The 23,543-nt window shown below is 67.4% G+C and carries 17 protein-coding genes; 4 read left to right on the top strand and 13 right to left on the bottom strand.

Annotated elements, in window-relative coordinates:
* Positions 1 to 15: 15 nt before the first annotated feature.
* The 10 genes from FHR94_RS02355 to FHR94_RS02310 all read right to left on the bottom strand — a co-directional run bounded on the left by FHR94_RS02355 (position 16) and on the right by FHR94_RS02310 (position 9,962).
* Positions 16 to 1,023, bottom strand: a complete 1,008-nt coding sequence (locus FHR94_RS02355; RefSeq protein WP_183324014.1) for a type II secretion system F family protein — start codon at positions 1,021 to 1,023, stop codon at positions 16 to 18.
* Between the two features lie 13 nt (positions 1,024 to 1,036).
* Entirely contained in the window at positions 1,037 to 2,014 is a 978-nt protein-coding gene (locus FHR94_RS02350; protein WP_183324013.1) for a type II secretion system F family protein, read from the bottom strand.
* Entirely contained in the window at positions 2,005 to 3,375 is a 1,371-nt protein-coding gene (locus tag FHR94_RS02345) for a TadA family conjugal transfer-associated ATPase (RefSeq protein ID WP_183324012.1), read from the bottom strand. The genes FHR94_RS02350 and FHR94_RS02345 overlap by 10 nt, the downstream gene beginning before the upstream one ends.
* Positions 3,376 to 3,441: 66 nt before the next feature.
* Positions 3,442 to 4,638 (bottom strand): CpaE/TadZ family protein, encoded by a 1,197-nt coding sequence (locus tag FHR94_RS02340; RefSeq protein ID WP_183324011.1) that lies wholly within the window; start codon positions 4,636 to 4,638, stop codon positions 3,442 to 3,444.
* Between the two features lie 104 nt (positions 4,639 to 4,742).
* On the bottom strand, positions 4,743 to 5,051 hold the full coding sequence (locus FHR94_RS02335; protein WP_183324010.1) for a hypothetical protein: 309 nt from the start codon (positions 5,049 to 5,051) through the stop codon (positions 4,743 to 4,745).
* Positions 5,052 to 5,091: 40 nt separating this feature from the next.
* Positions 5,092 to 6,663: a type II and III secretion system protein family protein gene (locus FHR94_RS02330; RefSeq protein ID WP_183324009.1), complete on the bottom strand. Its 1,572-nt coding sequence runs from the start codon at positions 6,661 to 6,663 to the stop codon at positions 5,092 to 5,094.
* Positions 6,664 to 6,705: 42 nt separating this feature from the next.
* Positions 6,706 to 7,530: a Flp pilus assembly protein CpaB gene (cpaB, locus tag FHR94_RS02325; RefSeq protein WP_183324008.1), complete on the bottom strand. Its 825-nt coding sequence runs from the start codon at positions 7,528 to 7,530 to the stop codon at positions 6,706 to 6,708.
* Positions 7,527 to 8,888: a P-loop NTPase family protein gene (locus FHR94_RS02320; protein ID WP_221188334.1), complete on the bottom strand. Its 1,362-nt coding sequence runs from the start codon at positions 8,886 to 8,888 to the stop codon at positions 7,527 to 7,529. The genes cpaB and FHR94_RS02320 overlap by 4 nt, the downstream gene beginning before the upstream one ends.
* A 264-nt stretch (positions 8,889 to 9,152) precedes the next feature.
* Entirely contained in the window at positions 9,153 to 9,695 is a 543-nt protein-coding gene (locus FHR94_RS02315; protein WP_183324007.1) for an A24 family peptidase, read from the bottom strand.
* A gap of 84 nt (positions 9,696 to 9,779) precedes the next feature.
* Positions 9,780 to 9,962 carry a Flp family type IVb pilin gene (locus FHR94_RS02310; RefSeq protein WP_183324006.1) on the bottom strand — a complete coding sequence of 61 codons (183 nt, stop codon included), beginning with the start codon at positions 9,960 to 9,962 and terminating at the stop codon, positions 9,780 to 9,782.
* A 469-nt stretch (positions 9,963 to 10,431) separates the two neighbouring features.
* On the opposite strand from FHR94_RS02310, the gene FHR94_RS02305 reads away from it, so the two are divergent.
* Positions 10,432 to 11,532 (top strand): efflux RND transporter periplasmic adaptor subunit, encoded by a 1,101-nt coding sequence (locus FHR94_RS02305; RefSeq protein ID WP_183324203.1) that lies wholly within the window; start codon positions 10,432 to 10,434, stop codon positions 11,530 to 11,532.
* Entirely contained in the window at positions 11,532 to 14,645 is a 3,114-nt protein-coding gene (locus FHR94_RS02300; RefSeq protein ID WP_183324005.1) for an efflux RND transporter permease subunit, read from the top strand. Before FHR94_RS02305 ends, FHR94_RS02300 begins: the two co-directional genes overlap by 1 nt.
* A gap of 202 nt (positions 14,646 to 14,847) precedes the next feature.
* On the opposite strand, the gene FHR94_RS02295 is transcribed toward FHR94_RS02300, so the two are convergent.
* A complete protein-coding gene (locus tag FHR94_RS02295; RefSeq protein ID WP_183324004.1) occupies positions 14,848 to 15,258 on the bottom strand; it encodes a VOC family protein in 411 nt (136 codons plus the stop codon).
* Positions 15,259 to 15,454: 196 nt separating this feature from the next.
* On the opposite strand from FHR94_RS02295, the gene FHR94_RS02290 reads away from it, so the two are divergent.
* Entirely contained in the window at positions 15,455 to 15,871 is a 417-nt protein-coding gene (locus tag FHR94_RS02290; RefSeq protein WP_183324003.1) for a SpoIIAA family protein, read from the top strand.
* 51 nt (positions 15,872 to 15,922) lie between these two features.
* On the opposite strand, the gene FHR94_RS02285 is transcribed toward FHR94_RS02290, so the two are convergent.
* Complete coding sequence (locus tag FHR94_RS02285; RefSeq protein ID WP_183324002.1) at positions 15,923 to 17,014, bottom strand: calcium/sodium antiporter; 1,092 nt, start codon at positions 17,012 to 17,014, stop codon at positions 15,923 to 15,925.
* A gap of 316 nt (positions 17,015 to 17,330) precedes the next feature.
* Here FHR94_RS02285 and FHR94_RS19945 point away from each other — a divergent pair, with 316 nt between their 5' ends.
* Positions 17,331 to 20,825 carry an EAL domain-containing protein gene (locus tag FHR94_RS19945; protein ID WP_343064623.1) on the top strand — a complete coding sequence of 1,165 codons (3,495 nt, stop codon included), beginning with the start codon at positions 17,331 to 17,333 and terminating at the stop codon, positions 20,823 to 20,825.
* On the opposite strand, the gene FHR94_RS02275 is transcribed toward FHR94_RS19945, so the two are convergent.
* Positions 20,815 to 23,526, bottom strand: a complete 2,712-nt coding sequence (locus FHR94_RS02275; protein WP_183324001.1) for an EAL domain-containing protein — start codon at positions 23,524 to 23,526, stop codon at positions 20,815 to 20,817. The genes FHR94_RS19945 and FHR94_RS02275 overlap by 11 nt on opposite strands.
* Between the last annotated feature and the right edge of the window lie 17 nt (positions 23,527 to 23,543).

Raw genomic sequence — 23,543 nt, 5'->3', positions numbered from 1 at the left:
TCGTGATGCGCTCGTTCAGCGTCCGGTTCCGGCCAGGGCGGCCATGGCCCCCAGCAGCGGCGGCCCCAGGGCCACCACGAAGAAGCTGGGGAACACGCAGAAGATCAGCGGGAAGAGCATCTTGGTGCTCACCTTGGCGGCCTTCTCCTCGGCCTCCTGGGTGCGCTTGTCGCGCAGTTCCACGGCGAACAGGCGCAATGTGGCGGCGATGCTGGTGCCGAAGCGCATGCTCTGCAGCAGGGTGGTCACAAGACCGCGGATATCGTCGACGCCGGTGCGCTCTTCCAGGTCGCGCAGCGCGCCGCGCTGGTCCATGCCGGCGCGGATCTGCATGCCGAACAGCTTGAGTTCGTCGGCGAGTTCGGGATGGCTGACCTCCAGGTCGCGGGCGACGCGCTGGATGGCCATGGTCAGGCCCAGGCCCGCCTCGCTGCACACCACCAGAAGGTCCAGGGCATCCGGCAGGGCGCGGCGCAGCTGCTGCGTGCGCTGGCGAATCTTTCGATCCAGCCACAGGCCCGGCAGCAAGTAACCGATCATGGCCGAGGCCACCACCATCAGCAGGCTCAGCTGGGGCGCAATACGCACGAAGGGCACCACCAGGGACAGGATCAGCAGAGGCGGCAGCACGGTCAGGGCCAGGCGTGCCCCATAGAAGGTGTTCAGCGCCCCGCTGCGCCGGATGCCCGCATGACGCAGGCGCTCGGCGGCGCGCTGGCGTTTTGCCTGTTCGTCGGGAAGCAGGCGCTCCCCTACCGGCCCCAGCACCTGCTGCCAGGCGGAAGGCGTGCTGGTTGAAGGAGAATGGGCAGAGGCTCCCCCGACGGCTACCTCGGTGGTCGATGGCTCCAGGCCACGCAGGCGATGCCGCAGGGGGTCGGTAAAGCCCATGATCAGCAGCAGCAGGGCGATCATCAGGGCGAAGACGGTCAGGCCCAGCAGTGCCGCGAAGCCGAGCTGGATGGCCTCAGGGTCGGCGGCGAGACTCACCAGGTTATTCATCAATTGGTTCAGGATATCCATGACGCGCCCTCCTTCAGGCGTCGATGCGCACGATCCGGCGCATCCAGAGAATGCCGCAGACGATCATCACGAAGGCCACCATCACCAGCTGGCGGCCGGTGGGGTCGCCGGTAAGCATGGGAATGAAGTTGGGGCTGACCACCGTGAGCACCGCGGCCAGCACGAAGGGCAGCAGCGAGAGTATCCAGGCCGCCATGCGCCCCTGGGCGGACAGGGTGCGGACCTTGCGCTGGAAGCGGAAACGATCGCGCACCACCGCGGCCAGGCCGTCGAGCAGCTCGGCCAGGTTGCCGCCGGTCTCCTTTTGGATCAGCACCGAGGTGACGAACACCATCACCGTCACGCTCTGTACCCGATGGAGAAGACCGCTCATGGCGGTACGCACGTCGCCGCCGTAGTTGATCTCCATGAACACGATGCGAAATTCCCCGGCGATCGGCTCGGGCATCTCCTCGGCCACCAGGTGCATGGCATCGGCGAAGGGATGACCGGCCCGCAGCGCCCGAGCCATGATGATCAGGGCATCGGGCAGCTGCTCCTCGAACCGCGCCAGACGCAGAGCGCGGGCCCGCAACAGCCGCAGGAAGGGGAAGGCCCCCACCAGCAAGCCGATCGCCACGCCTATCAGCGGATGCGGCAGCAGCTGCATCGCGACCAAGCCGGTGATCCCCCCCAGGCAGGTAGCGAACAGTACGATCCGGTAGGCCGGGGTCTCGCGGCCGGCCTGCTCCACCAGGTGCTCGATGCGTGCCATGCCGGGCAGCGACTCCAGCAGTCGCTCGAGAGGCGACAGCTCGCGCAGGTACTTACGTCGCACCAGCGACACCGGCGAGGCCGTGTTGGCGTGGATCGAGCTCAGGCGCTTCTTGAGGCGCTTCTTGGCCTGACGGTTCTCGCCGAAGGTCGGCACCATGAAGCTCTGCATCAGCAGGAAGGCGGCGATGGCCACCATGCCGATGAAGATCGCCTCGTCGGACAGGTTCAGCTCCATGACGGCCCGCCTCCCTCGCACTGGAACACCTCGAGCCCCGGCGCCATGCCGCGCCGCTGCAGGTGGTCGTAGAAGCCCGGCACCACCCCGGTGGCCCGGCACTGGCCGAGGACCCGGCCCTCCTGGTCGACCCCTTCACGCTCGAAGCGAAAGATCTCCGACATGGTGATGATGTCGCCTTCCTGGCCGTTGATCTCCTGCACGCTGACCAGCCGACGCTTGCCGTCCTCGTGGCGCGCCACCTGCAGCACCACATCGATGGCCGAGGCGATCTGGGCGCGCAACGGCTTCTGGGGCAGGTTGAAGCCGCTCATCGCCACCATGCTCTCGATGCGGGTCAGGGCATCGCGAGGAGTGTTGGCGTGGACGGTGGTCAGCGAGCCATCGTGGCCGGTGTTCATGGCCTGCAGCATGTCCAGGGCCTCGCCGCCGCGCACCTCGCCGACGATGATGCGGTCGGGGCGCATGCGCAGGCTGTTGCGCACCAGGTCACGCTGGGTCACCTCGCCACGCCCCTCGATGTTGGGGGGGCGCGTCTCCAGGCGCACCACATGGGGCTGCTGGAGCTGCAGCTCCGCCGAATCCTCGATGGTCACGATGCGCTCGTTATGGGGGATGAACCCCGACAGCACGTTGAGCAGGGTGGTCTTGCCGGCGCCGGTGCCACCGGAGACCAGCACGTTGAGCCGCGAGCGCACCACGGCCTCCAGCAGCCGGGCGACCACCGGCGTCAGGGTGCCGATCTCCACCAGGTTGTCGGCGGTCAGGCGGTCCACCGAGAAGCGCCGGATCGACAGCATGGGGCCGTCGATGGCCAGCGGCGGGATCACCGCGTTGACCCGCGAGCCGTCCTTGAGGCGGGCGTCGACCATCGGCGAGGACTCATCGATACGCCGCCCCACGCTGGAGACGATGCGGTCGATGATGGTCATCAGGTGGCGGTCGCTGTCGAAGCGCAGCTCGGTGGGTTCCAGGCGGCCGTGACGCTCGACATAGATGTTGCCGGTGCCGTTGACCAGGATGTCGGACACCGTGCGATCGGCCAGCAGCCCCTCCAGCGGCCCCAGGCCGAGCACCTCGTCCTGCAATTCGCTGACGATGCGCTGGCGCACCCCGGCGTTGAAGGGCAAGGCTTCCTGACTCATCAGCGACTCGCAGACCTGCTGGATCTGCAGGCGGGCCTGTTTCTCGTCCAGGGTGGCGAGCAGTGACAGGTCGAGCACCTTGACCAGCTTGCGGAAGAGCCGCTGCTTGCACTCCTGCTCGGCGCCGGTCAGGCTGGCCGGCCGTGCGCGACTGCCCAAGGGCGTCCGCAGCGCCTCGGGATTCTCCGGGGGGTTCACGCGTTCACGCAGGTTCATGGTGGTGTCTCCTCGACTCTCCAGTCTTGTCCCGTCTTACCCAGTCTTGTTCCGTCTTGTCTTGCCTCATGCCCGTCCCAGTCGGGTCCAGCCCAGCAGGCCTTTCCGGTGCCGCGACGGGGGCCGCGAGGGCGATGCGTCGGCCTCGTCGAACGACAGCGCCAGCGCCTTGAGCGCCCGGGTCACCGGCGCCTTGCGGGCCACATCGCGCAACGGGCTGCCCACGTTGATGCTCTGGTTGACACGCTTGAAGTCATTGGCCAGGGGCACCACGTCCACGCCCGGCAGGGCCTCACGGATATCCGCCAGGCTCACGGCGCCGCGCCTGTCATGGCGATTGACCACCACGGTGATGGCGGTGGCGAGTGTCAGCTCGTGACGCAGGATGCCCAGCAGGCGCTGGGCGTCGCGCAGGTGGGCCACGCTCTGCTGCATCACCATCAGGATGCGGTCGGAGCGCTCCAGCACCGCGGCGGTGGAGCCGCCGATCCAGCGCGGCAGGTCGACGACCACGTCGTCATAGGCCTGGCCCAGCACCTGCAGCAGCTGCTCCACCCGGGTCTCGGAGACCTCGCTGAGCGGCAGGGCGTACTCGGGGCTCGATGCCAGCACATCCAGCCCGCTGGCATGGCCCTGCACATAGCCTTCCAGGGCCAGGACATCCAGGCTGTCCGCCGCTTCCAGGGCGCCTACCAGCCCATTGCCGGGCGCCATGTTGAAGTACAGCGGCAGGGAGCCGAACTGCACGTCCATGTCGACCAGGGCGGTACGGCGCCCCTCGACCACCAGCCGATGAGCCAGATTGGCGGCGATCATGCTGGCCCCAGAGCCTCCCTTGGCGTTGATCACCGCCATCAGGCGCGCGGTGTGGCGGGTATCGCTGACCAGGCGGTCGCGAGCCAGCTGGCGGATGAACTGGCTGATCTCGCCGTCGTCGATGGGTGGCGAGAAGAAATCACGGGCCCCGGCCCGCATCGCCTCGCGGATCAACTCGACGTTCCCCTTGGGCCCCACCACCAGCAGCGGCGGGCGCTCGGCGGCGGGACGCTCAGCGAAGGCCGCCAGCTCCGCCGCCCAGTTGTCGCTGACCAGCAGCACCAGGGCATCGGGCAGCACGGAGATACCCTGAAGCGGATCGCTGTCCCCGTTGACGAGCAGCCGGGTCGTGACGTGGATATCTCCCTGGGTGCTCAACAGGCCCTCGAGACAGCCCAGCTCGTCCCGCGCTCGCCCCGCCAGCAGTAGTTCCATTCGATAGCGCATAGCGTTTCATCCACCTGTTGCGACCGGGCCCAGCTCTTGTCCCGGTCCTCGATTCACGATCGTCCCGCCCGACACCTGCCTCGCCCCTTTCCGGCGTTTCCGGTTCAGGGCAGGATCATGGTCGTGCCCGGGTCCATGCCTTGGCCCGGCTGGGTGGGCCGGCGATAGGCCTCCAGGGCCCGCGCCGCCTTGTCGCCACTGAGGGCCGGCACCTCGTCGCCCGGCTGGTAGGTCTGGGCCTGCTTCATGTGCCGCACGCTGTCGCCATAGGGGGGCAGCCCCTGCCCCGGATTGGCGGCGCAGCCGACCAGGAAGGCGGCGCCTAGGGCCAGGGTCAGGCCACGCACCAGCCGACGCGTGGATGTCGCCGCAGGCGGGGTGCCATGACCGGGCAGAAAGGTTGTACGAGGCATGGTGGAATCTCCCAGGCTGAAGTTTGCAGATGTCATGGTCTTAGAGGTCATGGCCGAACTGTCCCTCGGTGCCACCCGCGCCGCGGCCCGATACCAGGTCCGGTTCGAGGGAGGCGGCACGACGGGGCAGGGAGCGGCCTTCGCCGTCGCGGCCCTGGTAACGGCCCAGCAGGTAGAACTCCACGTCGGTGGGGGCCACGAAGGAGCCGGTGGGCAGGCGCACCTGCGCGGGGTCGACCGGCCGCGCCAGGCGCGGGGTGACGAAGATCACCAGCTCGGTCTGCTCCTTGATGAACTCCTGGCTGCGGAACAGCGTACCCAGCACCGGCAGGTCGCCTAGCCCCGGGAACTTGCTGACGTTCTCGCGCAGGCTCTCGTTGAGCATCCCGGCGATGGCGATGGTCTGGCCGTTGTTCAGCTCCACCGTGGAGCTGGCGCTGCGCTTGGTCAGCGCCGGCACGAAGAACTGCGCCGCCACCCCGCTGCCGACCCCCACGCTGAGGCTATTGGCCGATACCAGCTCGGAGACCGAGACATCGACCTTGAGGTTGACGCTGCCGGAGTCGAGCACATAGGGCAAAAAGCGCAGGCCGACCCCGAACTCCTTGTGCTCGATGGCCACCTGGCCGTCGCCCTGGGGCACCGGGATGGGGAACTCGCCACCGGCCAGGAACTGGGCCTGCTCACCGGTGAGGGTGGTCAGGTTGGGCTCGGCGAGGATCTTGGCCACGCCTTCGCTGCTGGCCGCATCCAGCACCAGGTTAAGCAGGTAGTCGCTACGCAGGTAGCTGGCGAAGATGCCGGCATCCTCGATGGTCGCCGTGGCCGGGGCGAACTCGTCGACCGCCGGGCCGATCACCGACCCACCGCCCAGGACCGGTATCCGGCTACCGTCGGCGATCCCGTCGAATACGGCATCGGGGAAGCGGGCGCCACCCTTGGTCGCCCCCAGGCTCAGGGCGTTGGAGCCCACATTGAAGACATTGAAGTTGGCTTCCAGGCGCTTGATCAGCGAGCGGGAGACCTCGGCCACCTTGACGTCGAGCATCACCTGCTGGGCGCCGCCCACCTGCATCAGGTTGAGCACCCCGTCCTCGCCGCCCTGGGCGGCGGCGTAGCGGTTGGCCAGGCGCAGGGCGGTATCCAGGCGCTCGGCGCTGGAGACCTCGCCGCTGAGCACCAGGCCCTCCTCGGCGGAACGCACCTGGATGCTCTCGCCGGGCAGCAGGTCATGCAGGCTGGTCTTCAGCCCCTGCAGGTCGTGGGTGACGGTCACGTCGAGCATGCCCTGGACCCGTTCGCCTCGGTCCCAGAGCACCACGTTGGTCGACCCCAGGGCCTTGCCCAGCACGTAGATCTGCCGCGAGCCCATCACCACGATATCGGCCACCTCGGGGTTGCCCACCGAGACGACCTTCACCGGACGCGGGAACTCCAGCACCTGCGACTTGTTGCGTGCCACGTTCACCGCCATGCTGCCTCCCGACCAGGGCATTGCCACCGTGCGCCCGGCCTGCTGGGCCTCGGCCATGTTCGTCCAGAGTGCCGCCGCCAGCAGCAGGGCCGCCGCCGCCAACCGCCTGGTCACTGCCCCTTGCCTGACCTTGTCCATTGCCTTGCTCCCGAATCGCCGTTGGATTTTTGATTGCCTATCTCAGTCACGCACCAGGACCGAGCTGGACTGGGTCCCGCGGATCACCTGGACGCTGCGTTGCACCGGTGCCGGCCGGAACTTCACCGGCCGGGGCTCGGCCTTCTCCTCACGCGGCTCGGGCCGGGTGATCTGGGGAATCTGCGCGGCCAGGAAGTCGTCGGCCTCGTCGTCCTTGTCCAGGGGGTTACGCAGGGTCAGCTGCACCTTGCCTTCCTGGGTGGCCTCGACCAGCGTCTCGGCCTGGCGTGGGTCGACTTCCAGGGTCACGGCCCGCACGATCACCGGCCCGTCACGCTCCTGGGAGGCGATCTGGTCCACCGCCAGCACCTTGATGTTGTGCAGGATGGTCTCCGACGTCACCTGGCGGCGATTGCCCTCACCGCGCTGGGCGGAGACCACGTCGACCCGGTTGCCGGGCAGCAGGAAGCCCGCCACCCCCACCACATCGTCGACGCGTACGCTCATCGCCCGCTTGCCCTTCTCGAGCACCGCCGCCAGGGCGCTGCCTCCCATGTGGTCGGCGAGGCGATGCGTGAGTACTACCTCGCCGGGGTAGATGTCCTGGTTGATGACCTTGCCCACCAACCCCTCGATGTCGGTGAAGCTGCCCTCGGGAATGACCTCCCGCGGCATGTCCACCAGGCGCAGGTCGGAGGCCTGGACGGTCTCGCCGAAGGGGATCTTCAGCGCCGCCACCACCACCGAAGCGGCGTCGCCGTCGCTCTCGCCGCTCTTTGTCTCGACCCAGTTGCTCGCCAGCATGGCGGCGCCCACCGCCATGGTCAGCGAGACCCCCAGCATGGATACGATGCCCTTCTTGTTCATGTTGCCTCCCCCTCGGTATCGCCGAGTTCCATGAAGTAGTTCTGCCAGGCCCAGCGCAGGGCCTCGACGGTCAGTTGCACCTCGCCCCGGTAGGCCAGGTAGTCCAGGGCCAGGCCGAGCAGGTCGCGCGGGTGGCAGGGCAGCAGCGGCACCGCGAAGCGAGCGTGCAGCTCGTCGATCACGTAGGCCGCCTGTGCCGGCGATGCCTCGAGGCCCCGGCTGCGACACTCCTGTGCCCAGATGGCCAGGTAGTCCTCGCGGCTCAGCGCATCGAAGCGGATCTTGTAGCCGATGCGACGCATGAAGGCGGGATCGGCCAGGTCCAGCGGATGAAGATTGGTGGAGAACACCAGCGAGACATCGAAGGGCACGCGGAACGGCTGGCCGTCGCGCAGGCCCAGGTAGTCGTGACGCTCCTCCAGCGGCACGATCCAGCGATTGAACAGCGCCATGGGCTCGATGCGCTGGCGCCCCAGGTCATCGATTACCAGCAGGCCGTTGTTGGCGCGCAGCTGCAGCGGCGCCTGGTGGACCCGGGTGGCGTCGTCGTACTGCACCTCGAGCATCTCGGCGGTCAGCTCGCCACCCACGCTGACCAGCGGCCGTTCGCAGCGCACATAGCGCGGATCATGACCCTGGGCCAGCAGCACCCCACGCTCCGGACCGGAAGCCGGGTCTGCCACGGGCCGATGCACCCCGGCATCGAAGACCTTGACCGCCTTGCCCGCCACCAGGATGGCGTGAGGCACCAGCACCTGGCCCCGCAGCAGCCGCGCCAGACGCCGGGCGATAAAGCTCTTGCCGGTGCCGGCGGCCCCGTAGATGAAGGTGGCCCGGCCCGAGTGCAGCGCTGGGCCCAGGCGATCGAGCACCTCCGGGGCGATCACCGTATCGGCGAAGATCGCATGCACGCTGTCGCGGTCGACGCCTGTGCGGCTCAGCCCCTGGAGTTCGGCCTGGCGGGTGTAGTTGTCCAGCGTCACCGGTGCGGGCCCGATATAGCCGTCCCGAGCCAGGGCCTCCAGGGCCGAGGCGCGACCGCGATCGGTGAGCCCGAAGCACAGGTTGCCGCGCTCGCCGCCGCCACGTACCTCGATACGCGCCTCGTCACGCAGCAGGGCGAGCACCTCCTCCATGATTCCGCCGGCCAGGGCACAGCGCCGAGAGAGCTCGGTCAGCGCCAGCACCCCGTTCTGGTGGAGGTGCTTGGCCACCAGGTCGGCCAGGTAAGGGGCGCTCAGCCCGGTGTCGGCCAGCTGGCCGGGACGCGGCGCCCGGGCGGCGTACTCGTCGCCGGCCGCGTCTGCCTCGTCCCCCCGTGCCAGGGCCGCGCCCTGCTGTCTTCCCTCGAATGTCATAAGATGACTCCTCCCCCTCCGGCCCGCCTGGCGGGTGCCTTACCCCTGAGTGCCTTTGCCTTTCGCCTGATGCATCATCCTTGATGCGTTATCACTCCCTTGGCCTCCCTGCTTTCCTGCTCCCTGCTTCCTTGCTCGTTGGCCCCTTCTCCTTGGGCCCTACTCCTTTGCTTCCTTACTCCTCGGCCCTTGCTCCTTGGCCCTTTCCCCTTGCTCCCTGGCCCTTGCTCCTCGGTCCTTCCTTCTTCCCTCTTATCTCTTCCCTCACCCCACCCACTGCCAGACTAATAACCCCGTGGTCCCGATGGCAATCGATACGGCGAAGGGAAACTTGCGGCCCATCACCTCGCCCTCTTTTGGGGCCAGATAGAGCGGCTTTCCGGTGGTGACCAGGGTCCGAAACATCAAGGAGTAGCGACTCCAGGGCGAAACAGCACTGGGTTGAAACAGCGCACTGGCGACAAAGCCCAGGGCAATGACACCACCCACCAGGATGCTGGCCAACGCGGCTATCAATACGTTCTGTGGGCCTAAAAAGGTACCGATCGCCGCCATCAGCTTGGCATCACCGGCCCCGGTAAAGCCCATCAAGTAGCCCGGCAGCAGCACCGCCAGCCCCGCTGCCAGGCCGTAAAGGGCGGCCAGGACACCGCTCGGGCCTGCCAGCACTCCTTGCAGCAGGATTCCCGTCGCGGCCCCGGCCATAACAAGAAGATTGGGGATGCGGCGCTGATGAAGATCCCAGGACGCCGCACTCCAGATCAGCAGTTGTACAAATCCAGAAAGCAGTAAATATTCAGGACGCATAGATTTGATTTGCCTTCATGCTCGATTAACTTTCAGGGAGAAGGAAGCGCCGATATTCCTATCGGCGCTCTTCTTCACTTTTTGTTATTGAACAGTATCCAGCTCACCATTAATGAGAGTCATAACCCTTTCAACGTTAGTACCTATAAGTGTAAAGACTGCGGCAGCACCTGCCACAATCAGACCGGCAACCAAGGCCCACTCCACCGTCTCGGTGCCTTCCTCTTCCTTCCAGAAACGCTCGATTCCTTGCATCAGCTTGTTCATGACAGTTCTCCTCGGATTGCGACCTGCCACCTGGGTGGCTTCCTTCTGGAGCGTCGGCCTTTCCGACTGCTCACGTGACTGAGCTTCGCAGTTACAAAGCAGTTACGCTTGGATTCTGTTGCAATGCACTAGGAGAATCTTGCAGGGGGTGTGGCAAGGAGGGCTGGGAAGGGAGTCAACCTCGAGGGCAGGCGGAACACAACTAGGTTTTGTACAATTTTTCGCGCAATATAGCGGGGATTTTCCACGTAAACCTATTTTTCTGCATAAGATCTGTATACTTATAGAAAGCTGTCCAGAAAATTGTCGATTGTTGTCGCATTGTTACCCAGGGTGAGGCGGTAGGCTGGAAAACGACCAACCCCGTCATGCCCTCCCCTGCCGGGAGCCCACGACCAAGAGCCGTGCCATGAACTCGATACCCGCCTCTGTCCTCGACCTTGCCAGTCCTTCCCCAGCATGCCTTACGATGTCGGCGCGCTGGCGGATCACGCTGCCGGGCCTTGTCCTGCTGGTTTTGGTGTTTTCGGGCGCGGCCCCGTCGGCCTTCGCCCAGCCGGCCACCGCGGTGATCGGCGCTCGGGCAAGCCTGGAGCCCTGGTCCGATCCCCTCGAGGCGCTGGGCACGCTGCGCGCCGACGAGAGCGTGACGCTCTCGGCCACCGTCACCGAGGTGGTGCGCGAGCTGAACTTCGAGGATGGCGACAGCGTGGAGAAAGGCCAGCTGCTGGTGGGCCTGGCCGATGACGAGGCCCGGGCGGATCTGCGGGCCGCCCAGGCGTTGCGCGACGAGCGCCGCAATGCGGTCAACCGTCTGGCCCAGCTACAATCACGCAACCTGGCGCCACGGGCCGAGGTAGAGGACAGCCGCGCCCAGTTGCGTCAGGTCGAGGCCGAGATCCAGGCCCTGGAGGCGCGGCTGGCCAGCTACCGGATAAAGGCGCCCTTCGCGGGCCGGGTGGGCCTGCGCCAGATCAGCGAGGGGGCGCTGGTCACCCCGGGCACCGAGCTTGTCACCCTGGACAAGCTGGATACCATGAAGCTCGACTTCGGCGTGCCCGAGGTGGCGCTGGGGAAGCTGGCCCGGGGCCTTTCGCTGACCGCCACCAGCGCGGCCTTCCCCGGCGAGGTGTTCGAGGGCGAGGTCACAAGCCTCGGCTCGCGGATCGACCCGGTCACCCGCAGCCTGACGGTTCGTGCCGAGCTCGACAACCCCGGGGAGCGCCTGCGCCCCGGCATGCTGATGCGCGTGACCCTTGAGGCCACGCCCCGCGAGGCGCTGGTGATCCCGGAGGCGGCGCTGGTCGCCGTGGGCCAGCGCCAGTACGTGCTGGTGCTCGACGAGGCCGACGACTACCGCGTCACGCGGCGCGAGGTGCGCATCGGCGAGCGCCGCGAGGGCGAGGTGGAGGTGCTCGATGGGCTGAGCGCGGGCGAGCTGGTGGTGGCCCACGGCACCGAGCGGGTCCGCGACGGCCAGTCGGCCCGGCTGCTGGGCATCCTGGATGATGACACCAGCATCGCCGAGCTGCTGCGCCGCGGGCGTGACGACGCGGAGGCCAGCGGCTGATGCGTCTTTCCGATATCTCCGTCCAGCGCCCGGTGCTGGCCACGGTGCTGGCCGCCTTGATCGTCGCCTTCGGCCTGCTGGCGCTCGAACGCCTGCCGCTGCAGGAGTACCCCGCCATCGACCCGCCGGTGGTGTCCATCGATACCCGCTACCCGGGCGCCTCGGCCAGCGTGGTGGAGAGTCGCATCACCCAGGTGCTGGAGGACCGCATTTCCGGGGTCGCCGGCATCGAGGTGATCTCCTCCTCCAGCGAGGACGGCCGCTCCAGCATCAACGTCGAGTTCGGCCTGGACAAGGACATCGATGCCGCCGCCAATGACATCCGCGACCGCATCTCCGGCTCGCTGGACAACCTGCCCGACGAGGCCGACCCACCGGAGGTACAGAAGGCCGACTCCGGCTCCGAGGTGGTGCTGTGGCTGTCGCTCACCGGCCAGGGCTATGACGTCTCCGAGCTCACCGACTACGCCGACCGCTACCTGGCCGACCGCTTCTCGGTGCTGCCCGGCGTGGCCCAGGTGCGGGTCGGCGGCGGGCGCGAATACGCCATGCGGGTGTGGCTGGATGCCGACGCCCTGGCGGCCCGCGGCCTCACCGTGGGCGACGTGGAAGACACCCTGCGCGAGGAGAACGTCGAGCTGCCGGGGGGTGCCCTCGTCTCCGAGGCCCGCCAGTTCGTGGTCCGACTGCCGCGCAACTTCGCCACGCCGGCGGACTTCCGCTCCCTGGTGCTCGACGAGGGCCGGGACGGCTATCTGGTGCGCCTCGCCGACGTGGCCCGGGTGGAGATCGGCGCCGTGGAGGAGCGCACCATCTTCCGCGGCAACGGCGTGCCCATGGTGGGCCTGGGAATGATGAAGCAGTCCACCGCCAACGTGCTGGCGATCTCGGAGGGTGTGCGGGCCGAGATGGCGCGCCTGGAGGGCACCCTGCCCGAGGGCATGGCGCTGACGCTGAACTTCGACACCGCCGTGTTCGTCTCGGGGGCCATCTCCCAGGTGGTGCAGACGCTGTTCATCGCCATGGGCCTGGTGGTGGTGGCGATCTTTTTGTTCCTAGGCAATGTGCGTACCACGCTGATCCCGGCGGTGACCGTGCCCATCTCGCTGATCGGCACCTTCGCCGCCCTGGCCGCGCTGGGCTTCACCATCAACCTGCTGACCCTGCTGGCCCTGGTGCTGGCCATCGGGCTGATCGTCGACGACGCCATCGTGGTGCTGGAGAACATCCACCGGCGCATGCAGGAGCACGGCGAGACGCCCTTGGTGGCGGCCTTTCGCGGCACCCGCCAGATCGCCTTCGCGGTGATCGCCACCACCCTGGTGCTGGTGGCGGTGTTCGTGCCGTTGAGCTTCTTGCAGGGGGATATCGGCCGGCTGTTCACCGAGTTCGCCCTGACCCTGGCCGCGGCGGTGATCCTCTCCAGCCTACTGGCGCTGACCCTGACGCCGATGATGGCCTCCAAGATCCTCAAGACCGAGATGCACGAGGGGCGTATCGCCGCCGCCGTGCACTGGCTGCTGGGCCACTCGCGCCGGGTCTATCGGGCCCTGCTCGAGCGGGTGCTCAGGCTGCGCCTGCTGGTGCTGGCGCTGTTCCTGGGTGTGCTCGGCGGCATGGTGTGGCTCAACGCCCAGCTGCCCCAGGAGTACACCCCCCAGGAGGATCGCGGCAACTTCTTCGTGCTGGTCAACGGCCCCCCGGGCGCCACCTACGAGTACATGCTCGACTACATGGACGAGATCGAGGCGCGCCTGCTGCCCATGGTCGAGCGTGGCGAGATCGAGCGCATCCTGGTGCGGGCGCCGCGCGGCTGGGGCAACATCGAGAACTTCAACAACGGCTTCGTGATCGTCAACCTGGTCGACTGGGGCGAGCGGCGCGACGCCTGGGCGATCATGGACGAGATCCGCGAAAGCCTGGCCGACCTGCCCGGCATCCGCGCCTTCCCGGTGATGCCCCAGGGCTTTGGCCAGCGCGTCGAGAAGCCGGTGCAGTTCGTGCTGGGCGGCGGCACTTATGAGCGGCTGGCCGAGTGGCGCGACACCCTGCTCGCGCATATCCGCGAAGACAACCCACGCCTGACTGGCCTGGATAGCGACTACGAGGAGAACCAGCCCCAGCTACGGGTGGATATCGACTACGAGCGGGCCGCGGCCCTGGGGGTGACCGTGACCGAGATCGGCCGCACCCTGGAGACGTTGCTCGGCGGGCGTACCGTGACCCGCTACGTGGACGACGGCCAGGAGTACGACGTCATCCTCGAGGGCGAGCCCGAGGCACGGCCCAGTCCCCGCTCGCTGGAGAGCCTCTATGTGCGCTCGGCGCGCAGCGGCGAGCTGATCCCGCTGGCCAGCCTGGTGAGCCTCACCGACTTCGCCGGCCCCAGCACCCTGAACCGCTTCAATCGGGTGCGGGCGATCACCCTCCAGGCCGACCTCGCCGACGGCTACTCGCTGGGCGAGGCCCTCGACTACCTCGAGCAGGCGGTGGACGAGGTGCTGCCGCCGGAGGCCCAGACCGACGTCAAGGGCGCCTCGCGGGACTACCTGGAGGCCAGCGGCGCCAGCACCTTCCTGCTGGCCCTGGGGGTGCTGGTAGTGTTTCTGGTGCTGGCCGGTCAGTTCGAGAGCTTCGTGCACCCCTTCGTGATCATGCTCAGCGTACCGCTGGCCCTCTGCGGTGCCCTGCTGGGGCTCTACCTGACCGGCCAGTCGCTCAACCTCTACAGCCAGGTGGGGCTGGTGATGCTGGTGGGCCTGGCCGCCAAGAACGGCATCCTGATCGTGGAGTTCGCCAATCAGCTGCGCGACCAGGGGGTGGCCTTCCACGATGCCCTGGTGGACGCCGCGGTGACCCGCCTGCGCCCGATCCTGATGACCGCGGTGACCACCATGGCCGGCGCCGTGCCGCTGGTGCTCTCCAGCGGCGCCGGGGCCGAGACCCGGCTGGTGATCGGCACGGTGATCCTGTGTGGCGTGGCCGCCGCCACCCTGTTCACCCTGTTCGTGGTGCCGGTGGCCTACGACCTGCTGGCCCGGCGCACCGGCTCCCCCGGCGCGGTCGCCCGTCGCCTGGAAGCCGAGATGGGCGATGGCCCCGTCAACCACTGAGGGGCAGCCACCAGGGCAATCGCAGTTGGGGCTGGTATGGGGCGCCGGGGACAGGTCGAAGAGGGGGTCCTACGCCATGGATGGCGTCGGTAGCGCCCAGGGAGGGGTTCACAGCGCCCCCTCGTAGACCTGTCGACGGATCAGCCCCGAGCGATAACGCTAACTACGATAGCCCTGGGTAAGCCACGCCTTGGCACCGGCGTCATTCCTCCCCGGGGCCGACCCACACATGGGGGTTCCAGGCCACCTCCCAGAGGTGGCCGTCCGGGTCGGCGAAGTATCCCGCATAGCCGCCCCAGGCCGTTGGCTGGCCGGGCCTCACCAGGCGTGCCCCGGCGGCGATGGCCTGGGCCAGCACCGCCTCGACCTCGGCCTCGCTGGCCACGTTGTGGGCCAGGGTCACGCCGGAGAAACCGCTCCCCTCGGCCGGCACGCCGGCATCCCGGGCCAGCGCCTCGCGGCCGAAGAGGCCCAGCCAGCTGCCGTGCAGGGTGAAGAAGGCCACTTCCGGCGAGGAGTCCATCCTGGGCAGGCCCAGCCCCTGTTCGTAGAAGTTGATGGCGCGGGGCAGGTCCGTGACCCCGAGGGTGATCATGCTGATTCTGGGCTTCATGGCGTATCTCCGGCAGACAGGGTGGCGGCACTGGGCATCCTACCTGGCAGGATAGAGGCTCCCGCGTCCGGGCACGAACGGCCATGCGGGATCGCCACTAGGGCGGCTATGCTCCCCTGACGACTATGCTGAGGGTGGCGCCTATATAGTAAGAGCAAGATAGTAAGAGCAAGATTCATGCCCCGAGGAGACGACGATGCTGGAACTGCTGCCCATGGATGCCGATCATGTCGTGGCGATGCGCGCCAGCGGCCGGGTCACCGCCGATGACCTGCAGCGGGCCATCGATGCCATCGAGCACGCCAAGAAGATTCATCCCCGCGTCAGCCTGTATGTCGAGATCGACGACATGCGCTGGATGACTTTCACCGCCCTGCTGCGCGATCTCGGCTATGGCCTGACCCAGATCGGCGAGCGTTCCCACTATCATCGGATTGCGATACTGACCGAGCAGCACTGGATGACCCCCATCGCCAAGCTCGAGAACCACCTCTTCAAGCCCATGGAGGTCCGCGTGTTCTCCCCCCGCCACAAGGTGGAAGCGATCGCCTGGGTCGCCGAGCTTCCCCATGGTCCGTCACCGGCAGCATCCGAGACGCGACAGACGCCCTGAGGTCGCGAGCAGTCCCCTGGCACCTGCGGTGCTATCGTCCCCTTCTACCGCTCAACGCGACCGGCGGCGGCGCTCCTGGAGGCTTAGCACGATCAGCGTCAGTAAGGTGATGGGTAACACGAAATAGAGCATGGTCCCGCTCAGACCCGCCAGCGCGTCGTGTTGTGTGACGGCCAGGATCAGGTAGAGGGTGTAGGCGCCGTAGTAGCCCAGCAGCACGGCCCCTTCCCAGCGACTGATCTCGCCGCCGGTGAAACAGATCGGCAGGCAGGCCAGCGCCACCGCAAGCATCACCGGGATATCGAAGCTGAGCATGGCGGAGCCGACCGCGATCCCCGAGGGGGCCACCAGGCTGGTCACCCCCAGCACCCCCAGGATGTTGAACACGTTGCTGCCGACCACGTTACCGATAGCGATATCACGCTCACCACGCAGCGCGGCAAGGAGCGAGGTGACCACCTCGGGCAAGGAGGTACCGGCGGCGATGATGGTCAGGCCGATGACCTGCTCGCTGACGCCCAGGTAGCCGGCGAAGGCCACGGCCCCCTCGACGAACCAGCGAGAGCCAAGCACCAACAAGCCAAGACCTACAATCACCAGCACCGGATCGAGTGCCCAGGCGGCCCCGCCGTGGGCCGCGTCCGGTTTTTTCTCTTCCACCAGGGGTCGGCCCTCCATCGACCGGGCCTCCAGCGGTTGGCGCCGCGTATTCTGGTAGAACAGGAAACCGAGATAGGCCGCCAGGCCCGCCACCAGCAGCAGCCCATTCAACCGAGTCAGCTGTCCATCCAGAGACAACATCAGCACGCCCCCCGACAACAGCACCATCAGGGGAATATCGAAGCGCACCAGCTGCTGGTCGACCACCAGCGGGGTGATCAGCGCCGAGAGGCCGAGGATGAACAGCACGTTGAAGATGTTGCTGCCCACCACGTTGCCGATGGCGATACCCGCCTGATCGTCCAGGGCCGCCTTGAGGCTCACGGCCAGCTCCGGGGAACTGGTGCCGAAGGCGACCACCGTCAAACCGATGATCAACGGCGTGATGCCCAGCCGCGACGCCAGGCGCGAGGCGCCCCGCACGAGGAGCTCCGCCCCGCCGATCAGCAAAACCAGCCCCGCGATGAATCCGATAGTTGCCATGTATCCTCCGGCAAGATGCGTGTATCCCTAGCGCAGCATAGATAATCTTCATGCCCAGCAACGGCGGTCGTTTGGCGAGCCGCGCCGACGACCATGCCGGCGGCGGCCACCATCGCGGCCTGCGTGCAGCGGCGACCAGGCCCTTGCTGCGTCTCCCGTGGCTTCATCCCCCTTTCGTTCTACTGCTCACGTCTGTCCTTTTCCTTTGCCTCGAAAAACCGCAGGATAATGAGGAACTGGCGGCTACCTGCCTGGGTGCCGGTAGGGCGAAGGGGCCGACACAGAAGGCCATGATCCAGGGAAAGGAGCCGCAGACGTGGAACGCATTCATCGACACCTGGCCCTGAAGGTGGCCGTGCTGATGCTGCTCTGTGGCATGCTGACCATGGCCGGGGCCGGCCTGCTGACGGTATTCGCCCTGGATACCTTGCCGGCCGCCCTGTCCCTGCGTCCCGCCAGCGTGTCGGGAATCCTGATCGGCCTGGGCCTGCTCGCCACGCTGTATGAGGCCCCTGCCTGGCGGCGCGGGCTGGGTGCCGGGGTGATCGGCGCCGCATTGGCCGGCCTGACATCGGGCCTGGTGTCGCCTATGGCCGCTTCCCTGCCGTCGATTCTGGTCCAGTGGCTGGCCCTGCCCTTCTCGTCGTCCTGGCTGGTCGGCCTGACAGGCCTGTGCCTGCTGGTCGGCCAGCGGGGCCCTGGCCGTCTGCTCTGGCCGGTCACCGGGCTGCTGCTGTTCCTGTGCGGAGCGCAGTCGCTGGTGACCTACACCCTGGAGGCGAAGCTTCCCGCCTGGCCGGGGTGGGCGCCGTTCTCCTCGATCATCACCGGCGTCTATGCCCTGCTGCTCGGCCTGGTCATGGCCGGCCTGAGTCGGTGGCCTCCCGTGATGCCCTCCTTGGGAAGGCATGCCAGATCGGTGGCCATCCTGGGCGTGGTAGCCGCCTGCCTGATCGGCTATGCCCTGGGATGGCAGCGATACACCACCACCCTTCAACATGGCGAGCAGCTGCTCGACACCCTGAAGGCCAGCATGGTTCAGGCCCAGGAAGACCACCAGCAGCTGATGTGGCGCATGGCCGAACGCTGGAGCGTTCAGGATGGGTGGCCGGCTCCGGTCATGCGCGAGCGGGAAGCGGAAAGCTACCTGCGTGATATCCCCGACCTCCAGGGCATCGCCCTGCTGGAAGGCGATGAGCCGCGACTCGCCTGGGCCGCCCTGCGTCGCCCCCAGATGCGCCGCTGGCTCGAGGCCCAGCTGGCCACCAACGCCACGCCGGCAACCCGGCGTGCCGTCTGGCGTTTTCCCGATGCCGCCCAACCGGCCATGGCCCTCTTCTCGATGCCACTGGCCGGCACCTCCGGCCAGTGGCTACTCTCCGTGCATGACCTCTCGATGATGCTGGCGGGGTCCCTCACCCTTCTGCCCCCGGCCTACGCCATCCACATCGAGCACGAGGCGCGACGGCTCCACGAACTGGCCCACGATGACCACCGGCATGGGGAGGGCCGCGGCGCGATGATCCCCCTTGGCCAACGCCAGGTCCCGCTGCCGGGCGGCCATACCCTCGAGCTCATCCTTCATGTCACCCCGACGCATCTGACGCTATCGGTGCTGCCTCCGCTCAGCGTCGGCATGGCGGTGCTGGCGCTCTCTTTCCTGCTGGCGTTGAGCCTCGCTCTCATCGCGCTGGGCCAGGCCCGCGAGAGGCAGCTCGCCGCCACCCAAGAGCGCTTTCGCTCGCTGTTCACCCATCATCCCGACGCGGTCTACGAGTTCGACCTGGCGGGCCTCTTCGTGAATGGCAACGAGGCCCTGACCCGCATCACCGGCCATCCCCTGCCGTCCCTCATCGGTCGGCATTTCAACGCGTTCATCGAGGAAGAGTCTCGCGCCACCACGCAGGCAAGCTTCGATGCCGCGGCCGCCGGCCAGGGTCAGCATTATGAAACACGCGGGATCCATGCCTCGGGCCGGCCTTACATGCTCGAGGTCACCAACCTGCCCATCATCGTCGATGAACGGGTGGTCGGGGTCTATGGCATCTGCCGGGATGTCACCCGACGCAAGGCCCATGAAGAGCAGCTGCGCCTGCTCAAGCGGGCGATCGAGGCGAGCCCCAACGGCATCATCATCGCCGATGCCCTGCAGGCCGACCTGCCGCTCGTCTATGTCAACGAGACCTTCTGTACCCTGACCGGCTATGCTAAGGAAGAGGCGCTGGGCCGCAACTGCCGGTTCCTGCAAGGGCCCGATACCGACCCGGAGGCACTGGCGACGATCCGCGCCGCCTTCGCCGACCGGACCGACGTGCAGGTCATCCTGCGCAACTACCGCCAGGACGGCACGCCCTTCTGGAACCAGCTGTTCATCGGGCCGGTGCTGGATGCCTCGGGCCGGTGCACCCACCTGATCGGTATCCAGCAGGACATCACCCAGCACCGCGAGTACGAGGCCCGGCTGTCGTACCAGGAGACCCATGACCTGCTCACCGGCCTGCCCAACCGCCAGTATTTCGAGACTCGCCTCGAGCATGCATACCTGATGCGCCAGCGGCAGCCGCGAGAACTGGTGGTACTGTACATCGACCTGGACGGCTTCAAGCCGATCAACGACGGTCTGGGCCACCAGGTGGGCGACCAACTGCTGGTGGCCGTCGCGAAGCGACTCAAGGCCCTGCTGAGAGCCGATGACGCCTTGGTCCGGCTCGGCGGCGATGAGTTTGCTATCGCCCTGTATCACCTCGACGAGCCGTGTGATGCCACCGGGGTGGCCGAGCGGGTGCTCAGGCGCCTGGCGGTCTCTTTCGAGATCGGGGAGCAGGTATTGCACATTAGCGCCAGCATCGGCCTGGCCTCGAGCCGGGAGCATGCCGGCGGTGCCTTGGAGTTGATCCAGCAGGCCGACCTGGCCATGCAGGAGGCCAAGGCGCAGGGAGGCAACACCTGGCAATGGCATGGCGGCGACGACATCCCCGAGGTAGGAGAGCATGTGGCGCTGCGTCGCGAGCTGCAGGAAGCCATCCACAGCGACCAGTTCGAGGTCTACTACCAGCCCATCGTCGACAGCGTGACCGGACGCCTGCGCAGTATCGAGGCGCTGATCCGCTGGCATCATCCGACCCACGGCCTGGTATCGCCCGGCCGGTTCATTCCGCTGGCCGAGAAGACCGGCCAGATCGTCGCCATCGGGCAATGGGTGCTGCGTCGGGCCTGCCGGGACATGGCCGCCTTGCAGGCGGCCGGCGGTAGTGCCCTGCCCGTGGCGGTGAACATCTCGCCGCTACAGTTCCGGCGTGCCGGCTTCCTCGATAATGTCAAGGCGGTGCTCGAGGACACCGGTCTGCCCCCCGCCAGGCTCGAGTTGGAAGTCACCGAGGGCATGCTGATGACCGGTACCCGACAGGCCATCGAGCGGCTCACGGCGCTTCGCGCCCTCGGCGTCCAGGTGGCCATCGATGACTTCGGCACGGGGTTCTCCAGCCTCGCCTACCTGCGCCAGCTCCCCATCAACAAGATCAAGCTCGACCGTAGCTTCATCCATGACCTCACCACCAACCGCGACAACGCCGCCATCGTCCAGGGCATCATCACCATGGCCCACCATCTTAACCTGGTGGTGGTCGCGGAAGGCGTCGAGACCCGAGAGCTCCAGGAGGAGTTGATGCGCCGCCACTGCGACCTGCTGCAGGGTTTTTTCTTCTCGCGGCCTGTCTGCCTTGCGGAGCTGGAAGCGCTGCCGGACAGGCTACCCGCCGCCCAGGACCTGATCTTGCCACCGGGCGGAATGGGAGATCCTGTCAGGGCGTGACCGGCCCGGTGTCCTGCATGGCGTTCCCCCAGGCCTCGCAGAAGGCAGCGGCCGGCAGGGGGCGCCCGAAATAGAAGCCCTGGGCCTGGTCGCAACCCAGGCGAGCCAGGACCTCGGCTTGCTCCCGGGTCTCGACGCCTTCGGCCACCGTCTTCATTTCCAGCGCCCTGGCCATGGCGATGATGGTCTGGACGATGGCCTGGTCATGGCGACTGTCGAGCATCTCCCGTACGAAGGAGATATCGATCTTGAGGGCATCGGCGGCGAAGCGCCTCAGGTAGGCAAGCGAGGAGTAGCCGGTACCGAAGTCATCGATGGCCAGGGCATAGCCGGCCTCGCGCAGCGCTCGGGTGATCCCGACCGCCTGCTCGGGGTCACGCATGAAGTCGCTTTCGGTGAGCTCCAGGGCGATGGTCGAGGCCGACACCCCCTGCATCAGCGTGGCGACATGCTGGGCCAGCCACGGGTCCGCGAACTGCTGTGCCGAGACATTGATCGACAGCCGACCCGGCAGGATCAGCCCGTCCTGTCGCCAGACGGCCAGCTGGCGCGCGGCTTCTCGAAGCACCCAGTCGCCCAGCGGACGGATCAGACCACGCGCCTCCGCCAGGGGAATGAACTCCCCTGGACTGACCCAGCCCCACTCGTCGTCATACCACCGGCACAGCGCCTCGGCCCCCACCAGCTCACCATGGCGAAGGTCGACCTGGGGCTGATAATGGAGCTCGAGACGACCGTGAAGCAGGGCAGCGTTGAGGCGCTCGGTCAGCTGTCGACGGCGCTGCAGGGTCCGGGTCATCGACTCGGTGAACGGACAGACGCCGTTATCCTGCTGCTTGGCGTGATAGAGCGCGATGCTGGCGAACTTGAAGAGTTCACCGGCCACCAAGGCATCCCGCGGGTACTGGGCCGTCCCGATGCTGGCATCGAGCAGGAAGGTGCGATGCCCGAGCCGGAAAGGGCGCCCGAAGGCCTCACGCAGGCGCTCGAGGCAGTCCTGCAGCCTGTGTCCGCCCACGAGAGGGGCCAGCACGGCGAACTCGTCCCCGGAGAGCCGTGCCAGGATCTCGTCTCGCGTCACGGATCGCCGCAGGCGGTCGGCCACCCGGGCCAGCAGCTGATCCCCGACCTGGTGGCCGTGAAGGTCGTTGACCTCCTTGAAGCGCCGGATGTCGAGCATCAGCAGCGCCAGGGGGTGCTGGGCCTGCTCCGCCTCACGGCGCAGGCGCGACAGTTCCTCCATGAAACGGACCCGGTTGGGCAGGCCGGTCGTGCCGTCGGTGAAGGCCAGCTGATGCATGCGACGATGGTCGCGACGCCGCTCGAGCTCTGCCGCGGCGCCGGTGGAGAGGATGCGCAGCACCGAGGTGGCGAAGGCGCTGGCCTCCAGGGCACGGCGATACAGCACCATGATGGCGCCGATGGGTTCGCCCCGGGCATTGTCCAGGCGACGACCGATCCAGGCCCGGGCCCTGTCGGAGGAGCCGGGCAGCAGCGCGATATCGCCGTCGCGGACCATGGCTTCATGCTCCTCGAGGAGCTGCTCGCAGGGCGTGCCGGCCACGGGAAAGTCATAGGACGCGAGCGGCTGTTCCCCGCAGACCGCACTGACCATGCTCATGGCCTCGGTCCCATGGCATGCCGGTGTCTCGGGGTCCGGCGGGGAGGCCTCGAGCAGGGCGATGAAGCCGGCATCCGCCTCGAGGATCTGCACCAGGTTGCCGACCAGCTGGTGGAAGTAGTCGTCGCCGAGGCGGGTGGTGACCGTGGAGGCGACCTGCATGACCGCCTCCTGAACGCGCTGGGCCTCATGCTGCTCGGTGATGTCGCTGATGAACCCCTCCAGGCAGACCACGCGCCCCCTCTCATCGAGCACCGCCTGGCCCTGCTCCCACATCCAGCGGATACCGCCGCCGGCAGGCAACAGGCGGTAGATCACCCGAAAGGGAGCGCCCTTATCGATCGCCGCCTGCACCTCCTCGAGAGCATGGGCCCGATCCGCGGGGTGGACGAGTTCACCGTAGCTGATGACCCGGTTGTCGAGCAGGTCAGCGACATCATGGCCGGTCAAGGCCTTGGCGCCGCGACTCACGAGTGTCATGGTCCAGGTCGGGTCGTGCAGGCGGCGATAGGCCATGCCGGGCAGGTGGTTGAGCAGGGTGTTCAGGCGACGCTCGCTTTCCCGCGCATGCGCCTCGCTGGCTTGCAGCGCCGCTTCCGCTTCCCGCCGGCCGAGCTCGGCACCGGCCTGGGCCGCCGCGATTCCCAGGACCTCGTTGGCCAGCCGCGGTATCGTCATGGGTCGGTTCTTGAGCACGGCCAGCAGGCCTATCGGCGAGCCGTCCACCGCGAAGAGCGGCAGCCCCAGATAGCTCTGGGCGTCGAGTTGGCTCAAGAGCGCGTCGTCAGGAAAGAGCGCCTGCACGTCACGGGGGTAGTGACAGGCCGCCTGCCCCACCACCGTCTCGCAGGGCGTCCCCGCCAGGGCGTAGCGCAGGTTCTCCCTGAGGCGACCGTTCGACCACACGGCCAGGGTCTGGGCCTGCCCCTCGTCTCCGACCCTGGCGATCAACACATGGTCGACCGCCAGCGTGGCGGCCAGCTGCTGGACGAGGGTCTCGAAGAAAGCTGGGGTACCGCTCTGTCCCAGGCCCTCGGCCAACTGGCGGAAGGCCTCCTCCGCCTCGATCCGTGCCTGCATGACGGCTTACCCCCTGC

It is taken from the genome of Halomonas cerina (genome assembly GCF_014192215.1).
Classification (GTDB): domain Bacteria; phylum Pseudomonadota; class Gammaproteobacteria; order Pseudomonadales; family Halomonadaceae; genus Halomonas; species Halomonas cerina.
The sequence above is the reverse complement of the archived record's forward strand: the minus strand, read 5'-3'. Positions and strand labels throughout refer to the sequence as shown.